Here is a 15,778-nt window from a genome sequence, read left to right on the forward strand (position 1 = left end):
GGCGGCGTTCGGCCGGGGTCAGGTTAGCCAGGTGGTTAGGACCTGGAGGGCCTTGCGGATTTCGGCGGCGGGGACGTGCTCGTTGTCGGTGTGGGCCAACAGCGGGTCGCCGGGACCGAAATTGATCGCTGGGATGCCGAGGCTTGCGAAGCGGGCCACGTCGGTCCAGCCGAGTTTCGCCTGCGGCTCGCGGCCCACCAGGTCGACGAACTCCTTGGCGGCCGCGCGGTCCAGGCCCGGGCGGGCGCCCGCGGCGCGGTCGGCCACCTCGAGCTCGAAGCCGGCGAAGACCTCGCGCAGGTGGGCCTCGGCCTGATCGGTGTCGCGGTCCGGGGCGAAGCGGTAGTTCACGAAGACCGTGCAGAGGTCGGGGATCACGTTGCCGGCGATGCCGCCCTCGATCTTCACGGCGTTCAGGCCCTCGCGGTACTGCAGGCCGTCGACGACGGGGCGGCGCGGCTCGTAGGCGCGCAGCACGTCGAGGACCGCGCCGGCGCTGTGGATCGCGTTGCTGCCCCGCCAGGACCGGGCCGCGTGCGCTGCCACACCCGGCACGGTGATCTTCACGCGCATGGTGCCCTGGCAGCCACCCTCGACGGTGCCGTCGGAGGGTTCGCCGAGGATCGCGAAGTCGCCGGCCAGCCAGTCCGGGTGGTTGCGGACGAGACGGCCGAGGCCGTTCAGCTTCGCCGCTACTTCCTCGTGGTCGTAGAAGACATAGGTGACGTCGTAGCGCGGATTCGTGAGCAGCGCCGCCAGCTGCAGGAACACGGCGACGCCACCCTTCATGTCGGTGGTGCCCCGCCCGTACAGAAAATCGCCTTTGATCGTGATCGGAAGGTTGTCCGCGATCGGAACGGTGTCGAGATGGCCGGCGAGGACGACTCGGGTGTCCCTGCCGAAATCCGTGCGGGCGACCACGGCGTCACCGTCGCGCAGAACCTCGAGGTGGGGGTATGCCCGCAGCGCGGCCTCGACGGCGTCGGCGAGCTCCTTCTCCTCCCCGCTGACGCTCGGGATGTCGCAGATGGTCCTGGTGAGTTCGACTATGTCGCCGGTGAGATCGAGGCTGGCCATGTCGCAATATTATCATGGTGCTAGTATTTTTATGCATGACGACCTCACGGTAGGGTCGTTTCGTTGGTGCAAGGGTCACTTTTCGAGGAGTAGGTGTGCCGGAAACTGAGGAGCCGACGCGGCTGTGGGGAGCTCGCTTCGCGGGCGGCCCGGCGGAGGCGCTGGCCCGGCTGAGCGTCAGCGTGCAGTTCGACTGGCGGCTCGCGCCCTACGACCTGCTCGCCTCCCGCGCGCACGCCCGCGTCCTGGCGAACGCCGGCCTGCTCGACGCCGAGGAGCTCGGCAAGATGCTCGCCGCGCTCGACGACCTGGAGTCGGCCTGCGCCGCCGGCGAGTTCCGGCCCACCGTCGAGGACGAGGACGTGCACACCGCCCTCGAGCGCGGCCTGCTGGAGCGTCTCGGCTCGCTCGGCGGCAAGCTGCGTGCCGGCCGGTCCCGCAACGACCAGGTCGCCACCGACCTGCGGCTCTACCTGCGCGACCACGCTCGTGGCGTGGCCGTCGCGGTGATCGAGCTGGCCGACGCGCTCACCGAGCAGGCGGCCCGCAACGTCGACACCCCGGCGCCCGGCATGACCCACGTGCAGCACGCCCAGCCGGTCAGCTTCGGTCACTGGCTGCTCGCGCACGTCCAGCCGCTGCTGCGCGACCTGGAGCGCCTGCGCGACTGGGACGTGCGGACCGCGATCAGCCCGCTCGGCAGCGGCGCGCTCGCCGGCTCGTCCCTGCCGCTCGACCCGGCCGCCGTCGCCAAGGAGCTGGGCTTCACCGCCCCCGCGCCGAACTCGATGGACGCCGTCGCCGACCGCGACTTCGTGGCCGAGTTCCTCTTCGTCACCGCGCTGCTCGGCGTGCACCTCTCCCGCCTCGGCGAGGAGGTCGTGCTCTGGACGTCCACCGAGTTCGGCTGGGTGGAACTCGACGACGCCTTCGCGACCGGGTCGTCGATCATGCCGCAGAAGAAGAACGCGGACATCGCCGAGCTGGCCCGCGGCAAGAGCGGCCGTCTGGTCGGCGGGCTCGTCGCCGTGCTGACCATGCTCAAGGGGCTGCCGCTCACCTACGACCGCGACATGCAGGAAGACAAGGAGCCGGCGTTCGACGCGGTGGACACGCTCGAGCTGCTTCTGCCGGCGCTCGCCGGGATGATCTCGACCATGACGGTACGGGTCGACAGGCTCGCGGCGTCCGCACCGGTCGGGTTCTCGCTCGCCACCGAGGTGGCCGACTGGCTGGTCCGCAAGGGCGTCCCGTTCCGCGACGCGCACGAGGTGACCGGCAAGCTGGTCGCGCTCTGCTCGGCCCGGGAGTGCGAGCTCGAAGATCTCAGCGACGACGACCTGAAGACGGTCAGCGAGCACCTGGACCCGTCCGTGCGCGAGGTGCTGTCGGTGTCGTCGGCGCTCGCCGCGCGGACGACGCCCGGCTCGACCGGGCCGGGGCCGGTGCGGGAGCAGCTCGCCACCGTGCAGCACAAGCTGGACAACTGGCGGCAGTGGGCGGTCGAGAAGGTCGTACCTCGCTGACCCCTTCTCCGGCCGCTCCCCTTTTCTGTCGGACCCGGCCGGTAGTTTGCCGGCATGTCGTTCGCGCTGCCTGAACCGTGGCTCTCCCGGATCCACCCGCGCCGGGGTGGAGCCGGGATCCGGCCGGTCTCGCCCGATCCGAGGGCGCGCGCGGTCGTCGATCGGATGCTGGGGGAGCACCCGGGTTTCGTGCCGGGCGTGATCGGCAGTCGTTTCACCGAGCCCGGTCTGGCTAAGGCGGCCCGGCTCTGACTCGCCGGTGATGTGGCTGCTTCCTCTGCTGGTGCTGGCTCCTCGGCCGGGGCTGGTGTCGTTCTTTCGGCGGCGGCTGGCCGGCGCGATCTGCTGTCGTTGCTGGCGGTGTTGCCGGAGGACGCGGCGATGCGCGCGCTGGCCGGCCGGTTCGGGGAGCGGCATGTGCGGCCGGCGCTGATCGAAGTCTCCCGAGCTTCTCCGTGACCTGACGAGGTTGACCGCGCGATAGCCGCCTGGCGGTGCTGACCGCGCGATGACCGCCCCGGCGGGTGCTGACCGCGCGATGACCGCCCCGGCGGGTGCTGACCGCGCGATGACCGCCCCGGCGGGTGCTGATCGTGTGATAGCGGCCCGGCGAGGTTGACTGCTCGATGACCGCTTGGCGAGGTCGGTCTCGTGACGTCCGGTTGGCGGGGCGTTCAGGGGAGGGCCGCTGGTGTTTGCGGCATCTGAAATTGGCTTGCTGACAACTACGGGGAGAGCTGTCCGGAAAATCCAGATTTGACCATGCCAGCAGCGTGATTGTGAGATGTATCACTTGGCATGGTGACGGCAGGATTGACCTCGTTGCGGCACGGAAAGCGACCGGAATGCCCTGCCGTCCGGGAGGGCTTGCGCAGGGACTTGCACGCACTGCCCGAAAGCCGCCGGGAACGGGACTGCAAGTGCGCGCAAGAGCCGTCATCGCCCACCCGGAAGAGGCGGAGAACACGCTCTCTTGCACGTGACAGCGCGGAAAGGCGGCATCACGTGCAAGAAGTTGCAGCGGAAATCATCAGGCGGCGGGGGTGTCGGCCGGAATCTTGCGGGGCACCGGCGCCACCGCCGTGGAGCTGCGAACCACCAGCTCGGGCCGGAAGAGGTATTCCGACCTGGGCGCGCCGTGCCCGTTGATGTCGTCCACCAGCGAGCGTACGGCCGCCACCGCCATGGCCGCGACCGGCTGCCGGAGGGTGGTGAGCGGCGGCTCGGTGAAAGCCATCAGCGGCGAGTCGTCGAAACCGATCACCGACACGTCACCGGGCACGTCGAGCCCGCGCCGCCGGGCCGCCCGGATCGCGCCGAGCGCCATCAGGTCGGAGCCGCAGACGATGCCGGTGGCGCCCTTCGCGAGCAGCCGGTCCGCCGCGACCTCGCCGCCCTCCACGCCGAACAGGGTGAGCTCGACCAGGCTGTCCACATCGGAGCTGGAGACGTTCGTGAGCCGCTGCATGGCGGAGCGGTATCCGGCGAGCTTGCGCTGCACGGCGGTGAACCGGTGCGGACCGGAGATCATGCCGATCCGGCGGTGCCCGAGCGCCACCAGGTGGCTGACGGCCAGGTCGCCGGCGAGCTGCTCGTCGCAGGAGACGAACGGCGCGTCGATGCCCCCGGTGTGCCCGTTGACCAGCACGATCGGCAGCGGCCGGGCCAGCAGGCGCAGGTAGCGCTCGTGGTCGGAGGTGGTGTCGGCGTGCAGGCCGGAGACGAAGATGATCCCGCTGACCTGGCGGTCGAGCAGCATCTCCACGTATTCGTCCTCGGTGACGCCGCCCGGTGACTGGGTGCAGAGCACCGGCGTGTAGCCCTGCTGCGCCAGCGTCGACTCGATGACCTGGGCGAACGCCGGGAAGATCGGGTTGTCCAGCTCGGGGACGACCAGGCCGACCAGGCCGGCGCTGCGCTTGCGCAACCGCTCGGGGCGCTCGTAGCCGAGCACGTCGAGGGCGGTGAGGACCGCCTGCCGGGTCTCAGCGGATACGCCGGGGCGGTCGTTGATGACGCGAGAGACCGTCGCCTCGCTGACCTGGGCTTGCCTGGCGATGTCCGCCATCCGTGCACGCATGTTGTCACTGTAGTGCGGTCCTGTTACCGGCCGTCGCTGTGCAAGCTCTTCCATTGACTGCAAGTGCTTGCTAACGTCCCCGCAACAAGGACGACACCTTATCGATCTTTCCCGGGAAGCAAGGGGCGAACTGTGCCCCGCACCGGATCTTCTTTCGAAATCCCTCATGACAGGAGCTCATCGATGCGCATCCGAACTGCGGGTGTGATCGCGGTCTGCGCGGTCGCCCTGGTCGGCACCGCCGCATGTGGCAGCAACGACAGCAAGGACACGGCGAGCGACGCCCCCTCGGCGGCAGGAGCGGCGGCCTCGGGCGAGCTGGTGATCTGGGCCGACGACAAGCGGTCCGCGGCCCTCAAGCCGTTCGCCGAGAAGTTCGGCACCGAGAACGGCGTGACCGTCAAGGTCCAGGCCATCTCGAAGGACCAGCAGACCACCTTCCTGACCGCCTCCCAGCAGGGCAGCGGCCCGGACGTCATGGTCGGCGCGCACGACTGGATCGGCAACCTGGTGCAGAACGGCGCCATCGACCCGGTGCAGCTCAGCGACGAGCAGAAGAACGGCATCGCCGCCAACGCGATCAAGGCGGTCACCTTCAACGGCCAGACCTACGGCGTCCCCTACGCCACCGAGAACCTCGGCCTGATCCGCAACACCGAGCTGGCGCCCGAGGCCCCGGCCACGGTGGAGGACCTGGTCGCGACCGGCAAGAAGCTCAAGGCCGACAAGAAGGTCTCGGAGATCCTCTGCCTCCAGGTCGGGCAGAACGGCGACGCCTACCACTCGTACCCGTTCTACAGCTCGGCCGGCGGCTACCTGTTCGGCACGAACGCGGCCGGCGACTACGACGCCGCCGACCTGGGCGTCGGCAAGCCGGAGTCGGTCGAGGCGTTCAAGAAGCTCGGCGCGCTCGGCGAGAAGGGCGACGGCGCGTTCAAGCGCTCGATCACCCCGGAGAACTCGATCGCCACGTTCACCGGCAAGAAGTGCGCCTACCTGGTCTCCGGCCCGTGGGCCGTCACCGACGTGAAGAAGGCGAACCTCAAGTACGACATCAGCCCGGTCCCCGGCTTCAAGGGCGGCAAGGAGGCCACCCCGTTCCTGGGCGTGCAGTCCTTCTACGTCGCGGCGAAGGGCAAGAACAAGGCGCTGGCCCAGGAGTTCGTCACCAACTACGTGACCACCCCGGAGCTCGCCGTCGCGCTCTACGACGCCGAGCCGCGCCCGCCGGCGCTGACCGCCGCCCTGGACCAGGTCAAGGGCGCGGACGCGGACCTCGCGAAGTGGGTCGACGCCGGCAAGAACGCCGTGCCGCTGCCCGCGATCCCGGAGATGGCCGCCATCTGGGACCCGTTCGGCAAGGCCGAGGCCGCCGTCATCGGTGGCGCGGACGCCGAGAAGACGGTCACCGCCGCCGGCAAGACGATCTCCGGCTCGATCAAGTAGAGAAGATGACGACAAAGCTCGGAGGGCCCGCGCGGCGGGCCCTCCCCGTCAACGAAGCGGCGCCCTCCGAGCCGCAGCCCCACGAGAAGACCAGAAACACCAGCCTGACCGGCCTCTTCGTCAAGATCGTGCTGCTCGGCCTGGTCACCGCTTTCGCGGTCTGGGCGGCCTTCCCCCTGGTCGCCGAGGAGCACTGGCTCGGTCTCGGACTGCTGGTCGCGACCACCGCGGCCATCCTCTACCTCTACCTGTCGCCGCGGCACATCCCGGCGAAGTACCTCGTGCCCGGCACGCTGTTCCTGGTGATCTTCCAGTTGTTCCCGGTGCTCTACACCGCGAGCACGGCGTTCACCAACTTCGGCGACGGGCACCGGGGCAGCAAGCAGGACGCCATCGTCGCGATCCAGACGGCGTCGGTCACCCGGGTCCCGGGCTCCACCGAGTACGCCCTCAAGATCGCGACGAAGGGCGACCCGGCCACCGGCCCGATCGTTTTCCTGGTCACCGACCCGGTCACCAAGGTGGTCTCGATCGGTGACGCGAAGGGGCTGAAACCTGCCGGCGACATCAGCGCGGCGGCCGGCTACACCGTGCTCAACGCCGGCCAGGCCAGCGCCCGCAGCCAGGAGATCACCGAGTTCACCGTCCCCACGGCGGGCGGCGCGATCCGGTCGGCGGGCCTCTCCCGGGCGTACGAGGGCAAGGCCGGCCGGGTCTACGACGTGACCTCGGACAGCATCCGGGACACCGCCACCGGCGAGTCGTGGAAGGCGGACGAGAGCGTCGGCGCTTTCGTGGCGGCCGGCGGCGAGCGCCTGGCCCAGGGCTGGAAGGTCGGTGTCGGGTTCGACAACTTCACCCGCGCGCTGACCGACGACACCATCTCCGGGCCGTTCCTCCGTACCCTTGTCTGGAATTTCGCCTTCGCGCTCGGATCGACGGGCTTCACGTTCGTCCTGGGCCTGTTCATCGCCCTGGCCCTGCATTCGAGCAGGGTGAAGGGCCGCAACCTCTACCGGATCCTGCTGGTCCTGCCCTACGCCATGCCGTCGTTCGCGATGCTGCTGGTCTGGCGGGACATGTTCAACACCGACTTCGGCCTGATCAACAACCTGTTCGGGACCGACGTCGACTGGTTCGGCGGCACGGCCTCGGCCCGGCTCGCGGTGATCCTGGTGCAGCTCTGGCTGGGATACCCGTACATGTTCCTGGTCAGCACGGGTGCGCTGCAGGCCATCCCGGGTGAGCTGCTGGACGCCACGAAGGTGGACGGCGCGGGCGTCTGGCAGAGCTTCAAGAGCGTCACGCTGCCGCTGCTGATGATCCCGCTGACCCCGCTGCTGATCTCGTCGTTCGCGTTCAACTTCAACAACTTCAACGCGATCTGGCTGACCACCGAGGGCGCGCCGTTCCCGGCCGAGAACACCACGAACGGCGCGACGGACCTGCTGATCACGTACACCTACCGGCTCGCCTTCGGCGGCTCCGGCGCGCAGTACGGATTCGCGGCCGCCATCTCGATCTTCATCTTCCTGATCGTCGCGACCATCTCCACGATCAGCTTCCGCCGGACCCGGCAGTTGGAGGAGGTCTACTCGTGACGCGCTGGATCAAGCAGGTCGGCTGGCGCCACCTGGTCGGCCTGCTCGGGCTGGTGTTCGCGCTGGGCCCGCTGCTCTTCGTCCTCTCGGCCGCGATCAACCCGCAGGGCACGCTCTCGTCGAGCACGCTGGTGCCGAGCGGCGCGTCCGGGGAGAACTTCACGAAGCTCTTCCGGGACACGAACTTCGGGCACTGGTTCCTCAACTCGGTGGTGATCGCGGCCCTCGCCGCGGCGGCGTCGGTCTTCCTCTCGGCGCTCGCGGCGTACGCGTTCAGCCGCCGCCGGTTCGCGGGCCGGCGCGTCGGCCTGATGTCGCTGCTGCTGATCCAGATGTTCCCGCAGTTCCTCGCGGTCGTGGCGATCTTCCTGATGTTCTCCACGATCACCGACCTGTGGCCGGCGTTCGGGTTCAACACCTGGTGGGGCATGATCCTGCTCTACCTCGGCGGCGCGCTCGGCGTGAACACCTGGCTCATGAAGGGCTTCTACGACACCATCCCGAAGGAGCTCGACGAGTCGGCCGTCGTCGACGGCGCCACCCACGCCGAGATCTTCTTCAAGATCCTGCTGCCGCTCGTGGCGCCGATCCTCGCGGTGACCGGCCTGCTCGCCTTCATCGGCACGATGAACGAGTTCCTGATCGCGAACGTCTTCCTCACCGACAGCGAGTCGAAGACCCTGGCGGTCGGCCTCTACGGCCTGGTGGCGGGGGAGCGGGACACCAACTTCGGGGTGTTCTGCGCCGGCACCCTGCTGACCGCCATCCCGACCGTGGGCGTCTTCATGTACCTGCAGCGCTACATCGTGGAGGGTCTGAGCGCGGGCGCGGTGAAGGGATGATCCATCACGACGGCTCCGGGTTGTACGTCTCGAACCCGGAGCCCGCGCTCGGGGAGATCGTCACCGTCTTCGTCCGGGTCACGTCCGGGACCAGGATCTCCAGGATCCATGCCCGATCCGTACGGGACGGGGAACCGGTCTTCACCTCGGCCACGATCGACAGGCGCGACGCCGGCGGGGAGTGGTGGCGCGCCGAGATCGAGGTGCGCAACCCGGTCACCCCGTACCGATTCCTGATCCGGACCGCGACCGGCGCGGTCCGCTGGCTCACCGGCTGGGGTCTCACCGCGCACGACCTGCCGGACGCCACGGACTTCCGGCTGGTGGCGCACGCGCCGCCGCCGGCCTGGTCCCGGGACGCGATCATCTATCAGATCTTCCCGGACCGGTTCGCCCGCTCGGCGGCCGCCGCCGAGCGGCCGACCCCTGACTGGGCGGTGCGCTGCGACTGGGACACCCCGGTCGAGGGCTCCGGCCCGCTCGCCGCCACCCAGCTGTACGGCGGCGACCTCGACGGGATCGCCGAGCACCTCGACCACGTGGCCGGCCTGGGCGCGAACACCCTCTATCTCACGCCGTTCTTCCCGTCCCGCTCGAACCACCGGTACGACGGCACGGACTTCGGCGCCGTCGACCCGCTGCTCGGCGGCGACCGGGCGCTGATGCGGCTCAGCGAGGCGGTGCACGCGCGCGGGATGCGGCTGATCGGCGACCTCACCACCAACCACACCGGCGACGCGCACGAGTGGTTCCGGACCGAGCCGGATTTCTACTACTTCTCCGATGAGGGCTACGAGTCCTGGCTCGGCGTCCCCAGCCTGCCGAAGCTGAACTGGGGCAGCGCGGAGTTGCGCCGGCGATTCCGGGAGAACGCCCAGCACTGGCTCACCCACCCGTTCGCGCTGGACGGCTGGCGCATCGACGTCGCGAACATGACCGGGCGCCGGGCCGCCGACGACTGGACCCACGAGGTCGCGGCGCTGCTGCACCGGGCCGTCCGGCAGGTGCGCCCGGACGCGATGCTGGTGGCCGAGCACGGCCACGACTCCACCCGTGACCTGGACGCGGACGGCTGGCAGGGCACCATGAACTACGCCGGGTTCACCCGCCCGGTGTGGAGCTGGCTGCGCGCCGGCGAGCTGCCGTTCGCGGACTTCCTGGGCGTGCCCGGGGAGATCCCGTTCCGGGACGCGGGCGACCTGGTCGCGACCATGACGGCGTTCGCGGCGCAGACGTCCTGGCGGGCGATGACCCACTCGTGGCAGATCCTGGGCTCGCACGACACCCCGCGGATCCGGTCGGTGGTCGGCGGGGCGGACCGGCACGAGGTCGCGGCCGGGCTGCTCTTCACCCTCCCCGGCACCCCGATGATCTTCGCGGGTGACGAGCTCGGCCTGACCGGCGTGAACGGCGAGCACTCCCGTACGCCGATGCCCTGGAACGAGACCGACGGCTGGGACATGCGGACGCTGGCGCGATATCGCGCCCTGGCGCGGCTGCGGCACGACACGCCGGCGCTGCGCGAGGGTGGCCTGCGCTGGGCACACGCCGCCGGCGATGTGCTGGTCCACCTCCGGGAGACCGCCGACGACACCGTGCTGGTGGCGGCGCGGCGGGCGCCCGGTCCTCCGGTGCGTGTGACCGGACTCGTCCCGCACGCGTGGGGCGACAACCTGTACGGCGGCGCCGAGCCCCTCAAGGCCGGCGCCGACGGATCTTTCGAAATCGATGGTGATGGACCTACCTTCCAGGTGTGGTCCGTCCGCCAGAACCCGAAGGGTTGTTAAGTGGCACCTCGAAAACGACGGCTGGGAGCTGCTCTCCTCGGCCTCCTGCTCCCGCTCATAGCGGTGCCGGCGTCCGCCGCGCCCTCGAAGAACACCGAACCGAGCGCCGCTGTCATCGCCAACTGGGGCTCCGACCAGCCCGCCGCGAACGAGCAGTACTACTTCGTGCTGCCGGACCGGTTCGCCAACGGCGACAGGTCCAACGACCGGGGCGGCCTCCGGGGCGACCGGCTCTCCACCGGATACGACCCCGCTGACAAGGGCTTCTATCACGGCGGTGACCTGAAGGGCGTGATCGACCGCCTCGACTACATCCAGGGGCTGGGCACCACTGCCATCTGGCTCGCGCCGGTCTTCAAGAACAACCCCGTGCAGGGTACGGGGGACGACGTCTCCGCCGGATATCACGGTTACTGGATCACCGACTTCACCCAGGTCGACCCGCACTTCGGTACGAACGCCGACCTGAAGAAGCTGGTGAAGCTCGCTCACCAGCGCGGCATGAAGATCTTCCTGGACATCATCGTCAACCACACGGCGGACGTGATCCAGTACGAGGAGAACGAGTACACGTACGTCGACAAGGAGACGTCGCCGTACACGGACACCGAGGGCCAGCCCTTCGAGGACGCCAACTACGCGTCCGGGTCCTCGTTCCCTTCCACGGACGCCACGTCGTTCCCGTACACGCCGATCTTCCCGTCCGCGGCGGACAAGAAGGCGAAGACGCCGGCCTGGCTCAACGACGTGACCATGTACCACAACCGGGGCAACTCCACGTTCGCCGGTGAGAACAGCGAGTACGGCGATTTCTACGGCCTCGACGACCTCTGGACCGAGCGTCCGGAAGTGGTCAGGGGCATGACGAAGATCTACGCCGACTGGGTGAAGAGCACCGGGATCGACGGCTACCGCCTCGACACCGTGAAGCACACCAACATGGAGTTCTGGCCGCAGTTCGCCCAGGGCATCGAGAAGGCGGCCGGCAAGGACTTCTTCATGTTCGGCGAGGTCTACAGCGCCGACCAGGAGATCCAGTCGGCGTACGTCCGCGAGGGCGGCCTGCCGGCCACCCTCGACTTCTCCTTCCAGGAGGCGGCGCGCGGTTTCGTGACCGGCGCGAGCCCGGCGTCGTCCCTCTCCGATCTGTACGCGAAGGACGACCTCTACACGGCCCGGGACACCGGCGCGGACCGGCTGCCGACCTTCCTCGGCAACCACGACATGGGCCGGATCGGCTCCTTCATCGCGGCCGCCGCGACCGCCGACACCCAGCTCAAGCGGGACCAGCTCGCCCACGAGCTGATGTTCCTGACCCGGGGCCAGCCGGTCGTCTACTCCGGCGACGAGCAGGGCTTCACCGGGCCGGGCGGCGACAAGGACGCCCGTCAGGACCTGTTCGCCACCAAGTCGGCGGACTACCTCGACGACGACCTGATCGGCACCGACCGCACCCACGCGGTGGACAACTACGACACGCGGCACCCGCTCTACCGGACCATCGCCGACCTGGGGAAGCTGCGCAAGGCGAACCCGGCGCTGGTGAACGGCGTGCAGGTCACCCGGTACGCGGCCGAGGGCCAGGGCGTCTTCGCGGCGTCCCGGATCGACACGGCGAAGCGTCTCGAGTACGTCGTGGCGGTCAACAACGCGACGACTCCGCAGGCGGCGACGTTCCCGGTCGCGTCAGCCGGCTCTTTTAAGGGTATCTATGGGATGAATACGACATCTCAGGCGGTTGATGGCAAGCTCGCGATCACCGTTCCCGCTCTTTCCGCCGTGGTGCTCAAAGCGGACAAATCGCTTCCGGCTCCGGCCGCGGCCCCGACCGTCACCATCACGAAGCCGGCCGCCGGGGACAGCGTCCCCACCCGCACCGAACTGGTCGCCGAGACCACCGGCGACCCGCTCGCCACGGTCACCTTCGCGGCCCAGGTCGCGGGCGGCCCGTGGAAGCTGGTCGGCACCGCCGACAAGGCCCCCTATCGGGTCTACCACGACCTGACCGGGCTGGCGGGCGGCACCGAGGTGCGGTACAAGGCAGTGGTGCGTGACAGCAAGGGCCGGCTCGCGTCGTCCACCAGCAGGATCACGGTGGGCACCCCCGAGGCGACCTCCACCACCGCGGGCTACGCGGTCGTCCACTACCAGCGCCCGGCCGGTGGCTACGACGACCAGAACCTCTACGTCTGGGGCGACGTCGACCCGTCCATGTCGACGACCTGGCCGGACGGCCAGCCGTTCGTCGGCGAGGACTCCTACGGCCGCTTCGCCTACGTGAAGCTCAAGCCGGGCGCGAAGAGCGTCGGGTTCATCGTGGTGGGCGACGACGGCGTGAAGGACACCGACGCCGACCGGACCATCGACGTCACCCAGAATCCGGAGATCTGGATCAAGCAGGGCGACGCCGCCGTGTACCCGACCCGCGAGGCCGCCACCGGCCGGCCCGATCCGGCGCAGGACGAGAGCAAGGCGATCATCCACTGGCGCAAGGCCGACGGGAACTACGACGGCTGGGGCCTGCACGTCTGGGAGGGCGCGGCGAACCCGACCGACTGGGCGAGCCCGCTGGCGCCCGCCCGGATGGACTCGTACGGCGCGGTCTTCGAGGTGCCGCTCGCGGCGGGGGCGACCTCGCTGAGCTACATCATCCACAGCGGCGACACCAAGGACCTGCCCACCGACCAGTCGCTCGACTTCGGCAAGGCCGGGCGCGAGGTGTGGCTGCTCAGCGGCCAGGAGACCCGTCTCCTGCCGCTGGTGAAGACCGTGGCCGGGGCCGGCGAGATCGACGTGACCAAGTCGCGGGCGGTCTGGATCGACCGCGGCACGGTGGCCTGGAAGACCAGCACCGGGGACACCCTGGAGCCGGTCGGCGCGGGCACCGACGGCAAGGTCTACGACCTGGTCCACGCCCCGGCCGGCGGGATCGGCGTGGAGAACGGCGAGCTGACCGGCGCGTACGAGAGCGTCCGTCTCTCCGCGCGGCGCGACGGGCTCACCGAGGCCCAGCGGGAGAAGTTCCCGCACCTCTGGCAGTACGGCGCCTTCACGCTCACCGAGAAGGACGTCGCCGGGATCCTGAAGAGCCAGGTCGTGGTGACCGAGCGGGACGCTGCGGGCAAGCTGCTCTCGGCCACCGGCGTGCAGCTGTCCGGCGTGCTCGACGACGTCTATGCCGCGGCCACGAAGGCCGAGCTCGGCCCGGTCGGCGACCGCGTCTCGGTGTGGGCGCCGACCGCCCGGAACGTCGAGCTCGAGGTCTACGCCGGCGGCGCCGCCGACGTCCGGAGGATGACCCGCGACGACCGCACCGGCGTCTGGTCGGCCCGCGGCCTCAAGTCCGGCGACGTCTACAAATTCCGGGTCACGGCCTGGCAGCCCGCCACCCGCCAGGTGGTCACGGCGTCGGTCACCGACCCCTACTCCCTGGCCCTGACCGCCGACTCCACGCACAGCGTCTTCACCTCGCTGGACTTGCAGAAGCCGGCGGGATGGGACCGGCTCCGCAAGCCGCCGGCGGTGGCGCCCGCGAAGATCCAGATCTCGGAGCTCTCGGTCCGGGACTTCTCGATCGCCGACACCACGGTCCCGGCCGCTTCCCGGGGCACCTTCTCGGCCTTCACGTCTCCGCGGACGGCCGGGATGAAGCACCTCAAGGCGCTCGCCGACGCCGGTGTGACCCACCTGCACCTGCTCCCGGCGTTCGACTTCGCCACCATCCCGGAGAAGCGGGCCGACCAGGCCCAGCCGCCCTGCGACCTGGCGTCGTACCCGCCGGACTCGGAGGAGCAGCAGGCCTGCATCGAGAAGATCGCCGCCACCGACGGCTACAACTGGGGATACGACCCGCTGCACTACACGGTCCCCGAGGGCGGTTACGCGACCGACCCGGCCCAGCGCACCCGGGAGTTCCGCTCCATGGTGAGCGGGGTCAACCAGGCCGGCCTGCGCGTGGTGATGGACGTCGTCTACAACCACACGTCGGCGTCCGGCACCGACAGCAAGTCGGTGCTCGACCAGATCGTCCCCGGCTACTACCAGCGTCTTCTCGAGGACGGCTCGGTCGCCAACTCCACCTGCTGCTCCAACACCGCGCCGGAGAACGCGATGATGGGCAAGCTCGTGGTCGACTCGATCGTGACCTGGGCCAAGGCGTACAAGGTCGACGGCTTCCGCTTCGACCTGATGGGCCACCACCCGAAGGAGAACATCCTGGCGGTCCGGAAGGCGCTGGACAGGCTCACCCTCGCCAAGGACGGCGTGGACGGGAAGAGCATCTACGTCTACGGCGAGGGCTGGAACTTCGGCGAGGTCGCGAACAACGCCCGCTTCGTGCAGGCCTCGCAGACCGAGCTGGCCGGCACCGGGATCGGCACGTTCAACGACCGGCTCCGGGACGCGGTCCGCGGCGGCGGCCCGTTCGACGAGAACCCGCGGATCCAGGGCTTCGCGTCCGGCCTGCTCACCGCGCCGAACGGGGACCCGGCGAACGGCACGGAGGCGGAGCAGCGGGCGCGCCTGCTGCACTACCAGGACCTGATCAAGGTCGGTCTGAGCGGCAACCTCGCCGGTTATCGCTTCACCGACTCGTCGGGCAGCACGGTCACCGGGTCGCAGGTCGACTACAACGGCTCGCCGGCCGGCTACAACGCCGCGCCCGGTGAGGCGATCACCTACGTCGACGCGCACGACAACGAGATCCTCTACGACTCCCTCGCCTTCAAGCTGCCGCAGGCCACCACGGCTGTCGAGCGGGCCCGGGCGCAGTCGGTGGCCCTCGCCACCACGGTGCTCGGCCAGGGCGTGGGCTTCGTGACCACCGGCAGCGAGCGCCTGCGCTCGAAGTCGCTGGACCGGAACTCGTACAACTCCGGTGACTGGTTCAACGAGATCATCTGGGACTGCTCGAAGGGCAACGGCTTCGGCAAGGGCCTGCCGCCCAAGCCGGACAACGAGGCGAAGTACGCCTACGCGAAGCCGCTGCTCGCCGACCCGGCCCTGGTCCCGTCCTGCGAGGCGATCGACCTGGCCGACAGCCGGTACCGGGAACTGCTGAGGATCCGGAAGTCGTCGCCGGTCTTCGGCCTGCCGACCGCGTCGCAGGTGCAGCAGCGCCTGTCGTTCCCGCTCTCGGGCGCGAACGAGACGCCCGGCGTGATCACGATGACGCTCGACGGCCGTGGCGTCGACCCGAGGTGGAAGTCGGTGACGGTGGTCTTCAACGCCACCCCGCAGGCCGCCACGCAGAAGGTCGCGGCCCTGGCCGGGAAGAAGGTCGCGCTGCACCCGATCCAGCAGCAGTCGGCCGACCCGCTGGTCCGGACCGCGTCGTTCGCCCCGGCGAGTGGCACGCTGACCGTTCCGGCCCGCACCGTGGCGGTCTTCGTCCAGAGCTGACCCCACCCCGAGCGCGGCC

At 69.7% G+C, this 15,778-nt stretch carries 9 protein-coding genes; 7 read left to right on the forward strand and 2 right to left on the reverse strand.

What is annotated here, in order from left to right:
- Window positions 1-18: 18 nt before the first annotated feature.
- The gene (dapE, locus tag AB0G10_RS07565) at window positions 19-1,077 is read right to left on the reverse strand and encodes a succinyl-diaminopimelate desuccinylase (RefSeq protein WP_360917856.1); all 1,059 of its coding nucleotides are present in this window, start codon (window positions 1,075-1,077) and stop codon (window positions 19-21) included.
- A 95-nt stretch (window positions 1,078-1,172) separates the two neighbouring features.
- On the opposite strand from dapE, the gene argH reads away from it, so the two are divergent.
- Together argH and AB0G10_RS07575 are read left to right on the forward strand one after the other, a co-directional pair.
- Entirely contained in the window at window positions 1,173-2,603 is a 1,431-nt protein-coding gene (gene argH, locus AB0G10_RS07570) for an argininosuccinate lyase (RefSeq protein WP_360917857.1), read from the forward strand.
- Between the two features lie 54 nt (window positions 2,604-2,657).
- Window positions 2,658-2,855: a hypothetical protein gene (locus tag AB0G10_RS07575; protein ID WP_360917858.1), complete on the forward strand. Its 198-nt coding sequence runs from the start codon at window positions 2,658-2,660 to the stop codon at window positions 2,853-2,855.
- Between the two features lie 778 nt (window positions 2,856-3,633).
- Here AB0G10_RS07575 and AB0G10_RS07580 read toward each other — a convergent pair.
- Entirely contained in the window at window positions 3,634-4,683 is a 1,050-nt protein-coding gene (locus tag AB0G10_RS07580; protein WP_360917859.1) for a LacI family DNA-binding transcriptional regulator, read from the reverse strand.
- Between the two features lie 183 nt (window positions 4,684-4,866).
- Here AB0G10_RS07580 and AB0G10_RS07585 point away from each other — a divergent pair, with 183 nt between their 5' ends.
- Genes AB0G10_RS07585 through pulA form a run of 5 tightly spaced genes read left to right on the forward strand, consistent with a single transcriptional unit; the run spans window position 4,867 to window position 15,759 of the window.
- Window positions 4,867-6,129, forward strand: coding sequence for a maltose ABC transporter substrate-binding protein (locus AB0G10_RS07585; protein WP_360917860.1), 1,263 nt, complete (start codon window positions 4,867-4,869; stop codon window positions 6,127-6,129).
- A 5-nt stretch (window positions 6,130-6,134) separates the two neighbouring features.
- Window positions 6,135-7,730: an ABC transporter permease subunit gene (locus tag AB0G10_RS07590; protein ID WP_360917861.1), complete on the forward strand. Its 1,596-nt coding sequence runs from the start codon at window positions 6,135-6,137 to the stop codon at window positions 7,728-7,730.
- Window positions 7,727-8,572 carry a sugar ABC transporter permease gene (locus AB0G10_RS07595; RefSeq protein ID WP_360917862.1) on the forward strand — a complete coding sequence of 282 codons (846 nt, stop codon included), beginning with the start codon at window positions 7,727-7,729 and terminating at the stop codon, window positions 8,570-8,572. The genes AB0G10_RS07590 and AB0G10_RS07595 overlap by 4 nt, the downstream gene beginning before the upstream one ends.
- Window positions 8,569-10,359, forward strand: a complete 1,791-nt coding sequence (locus AB0G10_RS07600; protein ID WP_360917863.1) for a glycoside hydrolase family 13 protein — start codon at window positions 8,569-8,571, stop codon at window positions 10,357-10,359. Before AB0G10_RS07595 ends, AB0G10_RS07600 begins: the two co-directional genes overlap by 4 nt.
- Complete coding sequence (pulA, locus tag AB0G10_RS07605) at window positions 10,360-15,759, forward strand: pullulanase-type alpha-1,6-glucosidase (protein ID WP_360917864.1); 5,400 nt, start codon at window positions 10,360-10,362, stop codon at window positions 15,757-15,759.
- Window positions 15,760-15,778 lie beyond the last annotated feature (19 nt).

Source organism: Actinoplanes sp. NPDC023714 (assembly GCF_040639855.1).
Lineage (GTDB): Bacteria > Actinomycetota > Actinomycetes > Mycobacteriales > Micromonosporaceae > Actinoplanes.